The following is a 12,300-nucleotide window of genomic DNA, read 5'->3' on the forward strand; positions in this document are numbered from 1 at the left end:
CGAAAGTTATTAACTTTCTTTTTTTAAATTGTTTTTTAGCGACAATTGAAAATACGAAAGTATATTAAAATGGTTTTCTTGTTTTTTGCATTCACAGTTACGCAAATAAAAGCCCAATAAAGATATGTGGCTGAAGAATGTCTCGCCTTAGGCCATACCACCGAAACAAAATAGCATTACCAAACTCTGGTCAAAAAAAAATCCCACTCTTTAAAAAGCAGGATTTAAAAATATTTACCAAAACAAAAATTATTTATTCTTCGTCTTCACCTTCATGTATTCAAAACGTTTGCCGCTGTATTCGGCCATGTCGGGTATTTGCTCGGATTTATACTGGCCGGCAACTAATTTTTTCTTGGTTTCGCTAAAGGCATTTAAGGTTAATTCAATGTCTTCGTCGGTATGTACTGCCGAAGGGATAAGGCGGTAAATAATATGCCCTTTTGGTATTACGGGATATACCACAATAGAAGCAAAAATGCTGTAGTTCTCTCTAAGGTCCATGGCCATGGCAGTAGCTTCTTCCACGCCGCCTTTCATGTACACAGGTGTTACAACCGAATCTGTTTTACCAATATCGAAACCTCTTTCTGTTAAACCTTTTTGCAATTTCATGGCATTGCTCCACAATTTTTCTTTAAGCTCGGGATGGTTACGCAATAATTCCAACCGCTTTAAATTACCCACTACTAACGGCATGGGCAAACTCTTTGCAAATATTTGTGAGCGGATGTTGTAACGGATATAATCTACAATTTTTCTGTCGCCGGCAATAAACGCACCAATGGAAGCCATTGATTTTGCAAAGGTGGAAAAGTACAGATCAATTTTATCCTGTATGCCCTGCTCTTCGCCTGCACCTGCGCCGGTTGCACCTAAAGTACCAAAGCCATGGGCATCATCAACCAACAAACGAAAATCGTATTTATCTTTTAAGGCAGCAATTTCTTTTAGTTTACCCTGGTCGCCGGCCATACCAAACACCCCTTCGGTAATTAATAAAATACCACCGGCGCCTTGTTTTTCAATTAAAGCCGCAGAACGTTGCAATTGTTTTTCTAAATCGGCCAGATCGTTATGTTTAAAAACATAGCGGTGCCCGGCATGCAAACGCAGGCCATCAATAATACAGGCATGGCTTTCGGCATCATATACAATTACATCGTGGCGGCTGCACAACACATCTATAACACTCACCATGCCCTGGTAGCCAAAATTTAATAAGGCGGCGTCTTCTTTTTCTACAAAAGCAGCCAGTTCACTTTCTAATTGTTCGTGTAAATTGCTGTTGCCACTCATCATTCTTGCACCCATGGGGGCGGCCAATCCGTAATCGGCTGCACCTTCGGCATCTGCCTTACGCACTTCGGGGTGGTTGGCCAGGCCTAAATAATTATTAAGGCTCCATACAATTACATCTTTACCTCTAAACTGCATCCGGCTTCCAATTTCTCCTTCTAATTTAGGGAAGGCAAAGTATCCGTGTGCTCTTTCCCTGTGCTGACCAATAGGGCCGTAGTTGTTCAGTAGTCTTTCAAAAATGTCTGCCATTATATTGTTTTATTTGTGGCGCAAAAATACAGTAATTAAATGTTTGTACAAAACGGGGTAAAATAACTATGTCGGTTATGTTTAAGGTCATATAATGATAACATGAATAAACGTAAACGTTTGCTTTTGTTAAGCAGAATATTGGGTGCCCATTGTATATTTACAAAAAAATATTTCATGGTACGCAAGCTTTTTTTTAGTTTGATTTTATTAATGGGTTGGATAAGTGGTATTGCCCAAAATAATAAACCCAAATTAGTAGTGGGCCTGGTAATTGACCAGATGCGCTGGGATTATTTATACCGCTACAGCAACCTGTATGGCAGCGGCGGTTTTAAAAGATTATTGAAAGATGGTTTTACTGCAGAAAATACAATGATACCTTATATGCCCACCTACACGGCACCCGGGCACAGCTGCATTTATACCGGCAGCGTACCCGCAATAAACGGTATTGCCGGTAATAACTGGTACGATAAAACTGCAGAGAAATTTGTGTACTGTACCGATGATTCTACTGTAAATACGGTGGGCAACAATGGAAGGGCAGGCAAGATGAGCCCTGCAAATATGTGGACTACCACCATTACCGATGAATTAAGACTGAGCAATAATTTTAAAAGTAAAGTGATTGGCATTGCTTTAAAAGACCGTGGTGCAATTTTGCCTGCAGGCCACAGTGCCAATGCGGCGTACTGGTACGATGCCGGTAAATGGATTACGAGTACACATTACATGACTGCATTACCCACATGGGTTACTGCCTATAACGATAAAGATGTGCCGGGCAAATGGATGGCTACCGACTGGAATACTTTGTTGCCCTTAAACAAATACGATTTAAGTACAGCTGATGATAAGGTCTATGAAAATACTATCAGGGGAGAAAAAACGGTAGTGTTTCCGCATAAACTTTCTGCCATTGGTGCCAATGATAAATACGAAGCTTTTAGAACTACACCTTTTGCCAATACCTACACTTTAGATTTTGCAAAAGCTGCAATAGAAAGTGAAAGGTTGGGAAAAAATACTGTCACAGATTTTTTAGCAGTGAGCATTTCTTCTACCGATTATATTGGCCATGCTTTTGGCCCCAACAGTATAGAAATGGAAGACACGTATTTGCGTTTGGATAAAGACATCGAAAACTTTTTAATTTATTTAGATACAAAAATGGGTAAGGGAAACTACCTGTTATTTTTATCTGCCGACCATGGTGTGGCACACATACCTGCTTTTTTAAAAGAACATAAAATACCCGGTGGTACTTTTGAAGATGGCGATATTGTTAACGAATTAAATAAACGTATTGAAGAAAAATTTGCCGTTAAAAGCGCCATAAAAACGGTAATGAATTACCAGGTGTATTTAAACAAAAAAAATATTATTGATAAAGAAAAAAATGTAAACGAGGTGATACATTTTGTAATTGATGCTTTAAAAGAAAAAGATTTTATTATTAATGCTTTTGAGCTGGATAAAATACAGGAAGCTGCCTTGCCGGAGCCGCAAAAACAAATGATTACTAACGGCTATAATGTAAAACGCAGCGGCGATATACAATTTACTTTTAAGCCCGGTTATTTTGATGGATGGAATAAAGGTACTACACATGGATTATGGAACCCTTACGATGCACATATACCCTGTGTATTTTTTGGCTGGGGCGTAAAGCCCGGCAAAACCAACCGGGAAATATATATGACCGACATTGCACCAACAATTGCTGCAATGCTGCAGATACAAATGCCTAATGGTTGCGTGGGGAAAGTTATAACTGAGGCAGTGAAATAAAGGTTGAAAGTTGAAGGCTAAAAGTTGAATGTTGATGAAGGATTCAAAGTCTCGGATAATTTATCCAGATTATTTTGCCTTAGTATTAAATTAATTTTATCCGGCATTTAATAAAACCTTTTGCCAAAGCCCCATTTGGGGCGAAATATCAGTAGAAATAATTTCATTTTTTATTTCTGGTAAGCCCCATCGGGGCGGCATGTTTTTTTTCGCAACACCTTTGCTTCAATATACCGCCCCTATGGGGCTTTGCAAACAATAGCTACCTAATTGCTACTGATATATCGCCTCTATGAGGCTTCCTAACTTGACGCCAATACGATTAATTTCGGCAGGGATTTAGGGGTTCTTAATCCTGGGCTTCCACGCAATTTCTGTAACACCTAATAAATGCCCGATAAATCTTGCTAATACAAAAAGATAATCGCTTAAACGGTTAAGGTATTTTATTACAAGAGGTTCAACAAATATTTCGTGCTGCTGCATGTTAACACACAATCTTTCGGCACGGCGGCAAACACAACGGGCAACATGAGCCGTAGATACAGCCACATGCCCGCCGGGCAAAATAAAAGATTTCATTGCCGGTAATGTTTCGTTCATAAAATCAATTTCTTTTTCCAGCAGCACAATATCTTCTTCTTTTAAATCGGGTATTTTCATCAGCGGTTCTTTATCGGGGTCGCAGGCTAAAGAGGAGCCGATGGTAAAAAGCCTGTCCTGTATTTCTTTTAAAATAATTTTTGTGTGCTCATCATTTATATTGTCGCTCACTAATCCCACATAACTGTTTAATTCATCTACCGTACCATAACTTTCAATACGAATATGACTTTTAGCAACTTTTGTTCCGCCAATTAAACTTGTTTTACCAAGGTCGCCTGTTTTTGTATAAATTTTAAATGCCATACTGCTATTCTCCAGAGGAGAATTTATATTTTATAAATAATTTTTCAAAATTGAAAGTAAATAAATAATGTAACAAAAATAATACTGTTTAGTTCTCCGCTGCGGCGGGAGGGGAGCTTTACACCGGTTGAGCAATAGTTGCCGGGCTTGCATTTTGTTTATCAGTTTCAATGATGCCATCTCTTAACCGTATTACCCTGTGGGCAAACATCGAAATATCTTCTTCGTGTGTTACTAAAATTACGGTGTTGCCTTCGGTATGTATCTTACCTAAAATATCCATTATTTCGTAACTGGTTTTACTGTCTAAATTACCGGTAGGCTCATCAGCTAAAATTATAGAAGGATTATTGATCAATGCACGGGCAATTGCAACACGTTGGCATTGGCCACCACTCAGTTCGTTTGGTTTATGATGGCTGCGGTCGTCTAATTTTACTTTTACCATTACTTCCATCGCTCTTTCTGTTCTTTCTTTTTTGCTGATGCCGCTGTACACTAATGGCAATGCCACATTTTCCAATGCCGTTAACCTTGGTAATAAATTAAATTGCTGAAACACAAATCCAATTTCCTGGTTGCGTACTTCTGCCAAATCGTTATCGGGCATGCGGCTTACATCTTTACCATTTAAAATGTATTTGCCACCACTCGGGCTATCCAGGCAACCCAAAATATTCATTAAGGTAGATTTGCCACTGCCGCTGGGGCCCATTAATGCCACGTACTCATTTTTAAATACATCAATACTAATTCCCTTAAGTACCTGCAGTTCCTGCTTACCGAGATAATAACTTTTGCGTATGTTTTCTAAATGAATAATTCCCTGCATATTTTTTTGTTTAGGGTTTAGATGTTTAGGGGTTTAGAGGTGTTTAGGTTGACAGTTTTCTAAACTTCTAAACCCTAAACGTCTAAACCCAATATTCTAAACTTATTTCTTTATTACTTTCGGTACTTTAAAAAATTCCTCATCATGCACCGGCGCATTTTGCAATCCTTCTGCCCGGCTGATGCTTCCTTTTACTTCATCATCTCTTAAAATATTTACCTGCTCACTCATGTGCAGTAAAGGCTCTACACCGGTAGTATCCAATTCATTTAATTTTTCTACAAATTTAATCATGCGCTGCAGGTCGTTTTTAATACTTTCTTTTTCAGTATCGTTAAACTGCAGCCTTGCCAGGTTGGCCAATTTATCCACCAATGCATCATTTACTTCCATAAAACAAATATAGTTCAGTTTTGTATTTGCTCATTTGCGATTTTATTTGAGCGGCATTTAATTATTTTATTGCATATGGTCAATTGCCTGTTGGCTTTTATTATCTTCGCCAATTATGGCAGCAACAAAACAAATTGTAATGAGTGGCATCCGGCCCACCGGTTTTTTGCATTTGGGCAATTACTTTGGGGCCATCCGCAATTATGTAAAAATGCAGGAGCAGTTTAACTGTTATTTTATGGTGGCCGATCTGCATTCGTTAACTACACACCCCGATACAAAAGAACTTAGAGAAAATGTAGAAAGGGTTTTAGCCGAAAATATTGCCTGCGGATTAGATCCGGATAAAGTGGCGCTGTATTGCCAGAGCCATGTACACGAAACCGCTGAATTGTATTTGTATTTGAATATGCTGGCGTATAAAGGCGAGCTGGAAAAAACTGCCACTTTTAAAGATAAGGTGAGATTAAATCCTGAAAATGTAAATGCCGGTTTGCTTACTTACCCGGTGCTGCAAACTGCAGATATTCTTTTGCACCGTGCCAAATATGTTCCTGTAGGAAAAGATCAGGAGCAGCATTTAGAAATGGCCCGAACTTTTGCCCACCGTTTTAATCACCGTTATGACGAAACTTTTCCTGAGCCAGTTGCTTATAATAATAATGAAGACCTTGTAAAAGTGCCGAGTTTAGATGGCAGCGGTAAAATGAGCAAGAGCGAAAACCAAATGGCCACTTTATATTTGGCAGATGAAGATGATGTAATAAGAAAAAAAGTGATGAAAGCAAAAACGGATAACGGACCTGCTGAAATGAATTCGAGTAAACCCGATTATATTGAAAATATTTTTGGGTTGATGAAATTGGTTTGTGCCGCAGATGTTATTGCTAAATACGAAAGCGACTTCAACAATTGCACCATACGGTACGGCGATTTAAAAAAGCAATTAGGAGAAGATATGGTGCATTTTATTGCACCCATCAGGGAAAAAATAAACACCATTTTACCCGATAAAAAATATTTACAGCAGGTAATGGAGCAGGGAGCAGCAAAAGCTAATAAAAGCGCCGGCGAAACGATGCAACTGGTTAGAGAAGCGATGGGATTAAAATATTTCTGATGCCCCTATCCCCAAAGGGGGGTAAAACTATTTTTATATTTGTGATATTGTTAAGTTTGCTTACTTTCAACTGTTGGAAAAAGAAAGAGGAATAAAAAAATTTGTAAACTAAAATTCTCCGCCGTGGCGGAATTGGGGCATGGCTAAAACTAAAAAACCAAAACATATTGCAGTAGCCGGAAATATTGGTGCTGGTAAAACTACATTAACCGAAATGCTGAGCAAGCATTACAAATGGATTCCGCAATTTGAAGATGTGGACCATAACCCTTACCTGAACGATTTTTACGAAGACATGCCGAGGTGGAGTTTTAACCTGCAGATATATTTTTTAAACAGCCGCCTTAACCAGCTTTTGGAAATACAACGTGGCACCGAAACCGTTATACAGGATAGAACGATTTATGAAGATGCTAATATTTTTGCACCCAACCTGCATGATATGGGCCTGATGGGCAAACGTGATTTTGATAATTACTACAAATTTTTCGAAACACTTAAAACGATGGTGCAACCACCCGATCTGCTTATTTATTTAAAAGCATCGGTACCAACTTTAGTGGCGCAAATACAAAAGCGGGGCAGGGAGTACGAAGAAAATATCCGCCTGGATTATCTTAAAAAATTAAATGAATTCTACAATAATTTTATTGATAATTATAAAGAAGGCCCGTTATTAATTATTGATGCCGATAAAAATAAATTTGCCGAAAATGAAGAACACCTCGGGCAAATTATTACCAGTATAGACAGTAAGTTGTTTGGACTGTTTTAATAAACGATTTCTGGTTCACTTATCTTTCTCTTGCGTAAAATGCAAAAGCTTTATATTGTTTTTTTCTTTGCAAATAAAAAAATACGATTCTATCGGAGTGTCAGTCCCAATTGCAATCAGGATTGTCGAAGCCGATGTACTTCGTTAAACCCGGTTTCGACAAACTACTAATCACAGGTATTTTTAAAGATTGATAAACAATTTTTTGCAAAAAATTATTTTAGCCACAAAGGCCCGAAGGCACAAAGAAAAATGCGTAGCATTTTTTCTGCTTCGTGCCTTTGCGCCTTCGTGGCTAACCTTCTTTCGCAGCGAAGCTGAGAAAAAAGTCTCACGGCCATTTGCAAAGAGCTTAATTTTTTTTTTATGAGTACCTCAACCTGACAGCTTTTAAGAGAAAAGATTCAATGTGATTGGTAATTTTTATTACCAGAGCCAATGTTTGTGTTTCACTAACATTAATTAAAGTATTCTCATGCGGTAAGCATTCATTGCAGTAATACCCAGTTTTTTTATTAAGCGGTAATTTACCAGCACACCAACCGGTGCACCAATTACAGGAACCAGCTGCGCCATTTTTGCAAGGTCAATATAATCCCGGTATTCCTGTTGAAAATTTCTCCAGTCAAACTGGTTAATATCTTCCGGTAAATTTTTTCTCTTTTCTTCCCAGTCAATCATTTTTATATAAATATTTTTTCGGTGTGCATCGCTGGAAAAAGACAGTTCAAAAATATGCAGCAGGTACACCCGCTCTTTATAATCGTTTACATCAAAACCATAAATGGCAGCAATATCAAACAACAACTTTATTTTCAATCCAATTAAAATAGGAAAATCGGCAAGACCCAGTAAAATGCCACCGGCACCGGTTATGCCGCCTTCCACTGCTGCGGTATTTCTGTACCAGTCTATTTTTTTCTGTACGGCCTCTTCACGCTGCTGCAGGTTGCCCGTTAATAAAGATTGGGCAGTGGTATGTGCAGCACCAAATAAAACGCCCCGTATCATTTGTTTAATGGCCACGGTTATGGCCTTGTGTATTTTTTCGGGTATCCAGGTATTTATTTTGGTCTGAATTTTTTTAGACAGATTATTTAACAGCGAAGGTTTGCTCAGCATTTTCTTTTGCCAGGCAGTTAATTCTTTTTGTGCTTGTTGATCGTAAGTATTCATGATTGAATATTGATTGCAGCAAGTATTAAGCCAAGAGCAGGATGTATGATGTATGATGGATGATGGATGTGAGTTGGTAAAGTTATGGATTAGATGGTGGAAATTTTAAGGGAAGAAATAACTGCTTTAAAAACAAATCTGCTTCACCTCATCCTGCTGTAAAAATAAATTACAGCAAAAGATGTGGTGAAGCAGAAAAAAATAATTTTTGTAAATTATAAAGTAGCCATTAATTCAGTAGCCATTTTTACATAGTCATCGTTTTTAGCTTTGGTAGCTAAATCTTTGGTCATCATTGCCGCAGCTTTACTGCCTGCTTTATCACCAGTTTTTTTAAGGATACGAGCCTTTAACATGTACATCCAAAAAGCTTCTTTGTTAGTTTCTAAAGCTTTGTTTACCCATCCTAAAGCCTGGTTTAAATCCTTACCATTATCATAGTAATAAGCTGCAGCATTAAAATAAGGTTTGTTATCCTTGTTCATTAAATTATCAATCTGGCCCATTACTTTTTTATCGGTGCCGGTAGTTACAGGAAATTGCAGGTAGGTATTCTCCCACATTAATTCCACATTGCAACTGCTGCCGGTAATGTTGGCAAAAGCAATAGTAAAGTTTTCTACAGTAAATGGCGTAGCAACTACATCTGCTTCCACACGTACCACATCATTTTCGGGTTTGTAATCTGCAGGCTGGCTTACGTTTACATCTTTAGAAATAATGATGGTCCATTTTTTTGCATCAGGTATAGTAAGCATACCATATTTGCCCGCTTTAATTTCTTTTCCGCCAATGGTTACATCTTCGCTAAAAGTAAGTGTGGTGGCAGCGTTGGCACCTGTACGCCATACTTTTCCAAAAGGTACAAGGTCACCCATAATTTTCCTGTCTTTTTTTGCAGGACGGCTGTAATTTAATTCAATAAAACCTACACCAAAATTTTGCTTTACCACTTGCGTTGGCGAAGGTTGCGGTGTAGTTAATTGCTGTGCATTGGCAAAAGTTAATGCAACAGCAGCAGTTACTAATAGTGCTATTTTTTTCATATAATTATTTTTAAGCAGCAAATGTAAGTAATATGGAAATGTGATGTTAGTTTAAAAAATTATTTCTGGGTAATGTGCAGTTTATCCCCTTTCCATCGTTGTACTGCAATATTTATTTTGAAAAATGCTGTCAATCGTTTTATTGTATATTTTTATAGCAAAACATAAAACATGAAACAGAAAGACTATTTATTTGTTTTATCAAACGGCAGGGTAGCCGCCATTAATAAAAAAGACGGTGCTATTGTATGGGAAGTAAAATTAAAGGAATACCTCACCAGCAAGATGACACTTACCTACGGGCAAATTACTGTTGAAGGTGACAAACTTTTTATTGGCTCTGCCGGCATCTTGGTTTGCCTGAGTACAAAAGATGGTTCCTTAATTTGGAAAAACGAATTGAAAGGCTGGGGCTATAGTTTTGTTAGTATGTCGAATGCCAATAACGAAGCCGCAGGTGCCGCCGCCGCAAGTGCAGCTGCTGCTGCAGCAATTGTGGCCGCAACTGCGTAAAATATATTTAGCACAAAACATTTTATTATCGTTGTTGTTGTTGTGTTGCATGTTGCCTTATTATTAGCAGGTAACATTTTTTATTTTATTTACTTCATGTTAAAAATTGCCTACCATCCCATCTATACACATCCGCTACCCGAAGGCCATCGCTTTCCGATGCTGAAGTACGAATTGATACCCGGTCAGCTTTTACATGAAGGAAGCATAACAACCGAAAATATTTTTATACCCGCTGTTTGTACCAACGAAATTATTTTGCTGACGCATGAAAAAGAATGGCTGGATAAATTGCAGCAGCAAACCTTATCAGCGCAGGAGCAGCGCCGCATTGGTTTTCCGCAATCGCAGGCATTAACACAGCGGGAGTTAATAATAACACAGGGCACTATCGATTGCTGCCATTATGCTTTGCAATATGGCGTGGCCATGAACGTTGCAGGCGGCACCCATCATGCTTTTGCCAACAGGGGCGAAGGCTTTTGTATGCTGAACGATATGGCCGTGGCCGCAAATTATTTACTGCATAATAAACTGGCTGCAAAAATTATCATTATCGATTTGGATGTACACCAGGGAAACGGCACCGCTAAAATTTTTGAAAACGACAACCGTGTATTTACTTTTAGTATGCATGGCGGGCATAACTATCCTTTTCATAAAGAAAAAAGTGATTTAGATATTCCTTTGCCCGATGGTACAGATGAAACCAATTACCTAAATATTTTAAAAAACACTTTACCTCAGTTATTAAAAACAGTACAACCCGATTTTGCATTTTTTTTATCCGGCGTAGATATTTTAAATACCGACCGCTACGGAAAATTAAACGTTACGCTGCAGGGCTGCAAACAGAGAGATACTTTTGTTTTTAATATTTTAAAGCAGCAGCAAATTCCCTGCACAGTTGCAATGGGTGGTGGCTACAGCGTTGATGTGAAAATTATTGTGGATGCACATTGTAATACTTTTCGTGTGGCGCAGGAGATATTTTTTGAGTAGGAGTTGTTGGTGCAAACCATTGAATAAGCAGTACAATGCGTTATTTAATTTTTCGGTTAAACCAACCTGACAGTTTTTTAATCGGAGAGATTCAATGTTTAATTGGTATTAAAAATATTTAGCTCTGCAGCATCAGCTATTATCCAACTGCCTTCTGCCACTTCTTCTTCCAGCTGATTACAATCCCAACCGCAATAACCTATAAATATTTTTATATCGTTTACATCTATAGTTTTATTATTAAGATTTGTAACCGCCTGTTTAAAATTGCCGCCGAGGTAAATGGAGTTGGCGATTAGTGTGCCGCCTTCAATTACATCCGGCCGGCGGTGTATAAAGTAAAGATGCTCTTGGTCTATTGGGCCACCTTCATATAATGGAAAAGCAATACATTGTTTAAATTCTTCCAGCTCATTAAGTGCCTTTGCAAATTTTTTATTTATTACAAATCCCATGGCGCCTTTTTCGTTATGCTCTGCAATAAAAATAATGGCCTGCTCAAAGTTGGCATCATTTGTTGATGGGGTGCTTTTTAATATGGTGCCGGTGGTGATGTGCATGGAAGCTAAAAATAAATTTTAATTCTTTTTCGAATATTCTTTAAGCATTTCTTTTTCTTTTTTGCTCAAACTGTTTATACCGGCTTTACTTATTTTATCAAGAATTTTATCTATGTTCTGCTGCTGCATATTTTTTTGCTGGTTGTATTTATGATCAATGGAGTAATGATCGTTATGTGCTTTAAAATAAAAATTATCTACCAGCAAAATTTGCGGCCTGGTGATAATTAAATAAATAAACGCAACGGAAGGCACAGCAATAATTAAAATGGTAACATAGTTTTGTATAAAGGCAGATGGATTCATTAACAGCGCAACAGCCATACCAATTAATGCGCCGCCTAAATGTGCTTCGTGGCCAATATTATTTTTTTTACTTTTAATGCCGTAAATAGAAAACGCTGTATATACAATGCCATACAGCCAGCCCGGAATGGAAAATGGTAATCCAAAAAATCCAATACCCATGCCGGGAAATACTGCAATAGAAGCAAAAATAATTCCGCATACTGCACCCGAAGCACCCACTGCACTGTAATCGCCATGATTTTTATTGATGAATAAACTTAACAGGTTGCCGCCGATGAGGCTGGCAAAATAAATTATTAAAAATTGCAGCACACCTAACG

The 12,300-nt window shown here is 38.1% G+C and carries 13 protein-coding genes; 5 read left to right on the plus strand and 8 right to left on the minus strand.

Translation table 11 applies throughout. The annotated features are described in order from the left end of the window. Window positions 1-249: 249 nt before the first annotated feature. Window positions 250-1,551, minus strand: coding sequence for an aminotransferase class I/II-fold pyridoxal phosphate-dependent enzyme (locus tag ACY65O_RS06055; RefSeq protein WP_462219955.1), 1,302 nt, complete (start codon window positions 1,549-1,551; stop codon window positions 250-252). Between the two features lie 177 nt (window positions 1,552-1,728). Between ACY65O_RS06055 and pafA the strand changes: the two genes are divergently transcribed. Then, complete coding sequence (gene pafA / locus ACY65O_RS06060; RefSeq protein ID WP_462219956.1) at window positions 1,729-3,345, plus strand: alkaline phosphatase PafA; 1,617 nt, start codon at window positions 1,729-1,731, stop codon at window positions 3,343-3,345. Window positions 3,346-3,684: 339 nt separating this feature from the next. Here the strand turns inward: pafA and ACY65O_RS06065 are convergent, their stop codons facing one another. The 3 genes from ACY65O_RS06065 to gatC form a co-directional block, all read right to left on the minus strand. Then, a complete protein-coding gene (locus tag ACY65O_RS06065; RefSeq protein WP_462219957.1) occupies window positions 3,685-4,254 on the minus strand; it encodes a cob(I)yrinic acid a,c-diamide adenosyltransferase in 570 nt (189 codons plus the stop codon). A 118-nt stretch (window positions 4,255-4,372) separates the two neighbouring features. Beyond that, complete coding sequence (locus tag ACY65O_RS06070; protein ID WP_462219958.1) at window positions 4,373-5,086, minus strand: ABC transporter ATP-binding protein; 714 nt, start codon at window positions 5,084-5,086, stop codon at window positions 4,373-4,375. 102 nt (window positions 5,087-5,188) lie between these two features. Continuing rightward, window positions 5,189-5,479, minus strand: coding sequence for an Asp-tRNA(Asn)/Glu-tRNA(Gln) amidotransferase subunit GatC (gene gatC, locus ACY65O_RS06075; RefSeq protein WP_462219959.1), 291 nt, complete (start codon window positions 5,477-5,479; stop codon window positions 5,189-5,191). A 115-nt stretch (window positions 5,480-5,594) separates the two neighbouring features. Between gatC and trpS the strand changes: the two genes are divergently transcribed. Further along, the gene (gene trpS, locus ACY65O_RS06080) at window positions 5,595-6,599 is read left to right on the plus strand and encodes a tryptophan--tRNA ligase (protein ID WP_462219960.1); all 1,005 of its coding nucleotides are present in this window, start codon (window positions 5,595-5,597) and stop codon (window positions 6,597-6,599) included. 139 nt (window positions 6,600-6,738) lie between these two features. Then, window positions 6,739-7,374, plus strand: coding sequence for a deoxynucleoside kinase (locus tag ACY65O_RS06085; protein ID WP_462219961.1), 636 nt, complete (start codon window positions 6,739-6,741; stop codon window positions 7,372-7,374). A gap of 462 nt (window positions 7,375-7,836) precedes the next feature. Here ACY65O_RS06085 and ACY65O_RS06090 read toward each other — a convergent pair whose 3' ends face one another. After that, complete coding sequence (locus ACY65O_RS06090; protein ID WP_462219962.1) at window positions 7,837-8,550, minus strand: EcsC family protein; 714 nt, start codon at window positions 8,548-8,550, stop codon at window positions 7,837-7,839. A gap of 215 nt (window positions 8,551-8,765) precedes the next feature. Next, window positions 8,766-9,596 carry a DUF2911 domain-containing protein gene (locus ACY65O_RS06095; RefSeq protein ID WP_462219963.1) on the minus strand — a complete coding sequence of 277 codons (831 nt, stop codon included), beginning with the start codon at window positions 9,594-9,596 and terminating at the stop codon, window positions 8,766-8,768. Window positions 9,597-9,767: 171 nt separating this feature from the next. Between ACY65O_RS06095 and ACY65O_RS06100 the strand changes: the two genes are divergently transcribed. Together ACY65O_RS06100 and ACY65O_RS06105 are read left to right on the plus strand one after the other, a co-directional pair. Continuing rightward, window positions 9,768-10,109 (plus strand): outer membrane protein assembly factor BamB family protein, encoded by a 342-nt coding sequence (locus ACY65O_RS06100; protein ID WP_462219964.1) that lies wholly within the window; start codon window positions 9,768-9,770, stop codon window positions 10,107-10,109. 96 nt (window positions 10,110-10,205) lie between these two features. After that, a complete protein-coding gene (locus ACY65O_RS06105; RefSeq protein WP_462219965.1) occupies window positions 10,206-11,111 on the plus strand; it encodes a histone deacetylase family protein in 906 nt (301 codons plus the stop codon). A gap of 98 nt (window positions 11,112-11,209) precedes the next feature. Here ACY65O_RS06105 and ACY65O_RS06110 read toward each other — a convergent pair whose 3' ends face one another. Together ACY65O_RS06110 and ACY65O_RS06115 are read right to left on the minus strand one after the other, a co-directional pair. Then, on the minus strand, window positions 11,210-11,671 hold the full coding sequence (locus tag ACY65O_RS06110; protein WP_462219966.1) for a YqgE/AlgH family protein: 462 nt from the start codon (window positions 11,669-11,671) through the stop codon (window positions 11,210-11,212). An 18-nt stretch (window positions 11,672-11,689) separates the two neighbouring features. Then, window positions 11,690-12,300 (minus strand): rhomboid family intramembrane serine protease (locus ACY65O_RS06115; protein ID WP_462219967.1); only part of this gene is annotated, 611 nt, incomplete at its 5' end.

Origin of the sequence: Ferruginibacter sp., assembly GCF_031430955.1 — a bacterium.
GTDB lineage: Bacteria > Bacteroidota > Bacteroidia > Chitinophagales > Chitinophagaceae > Ferruginibacter.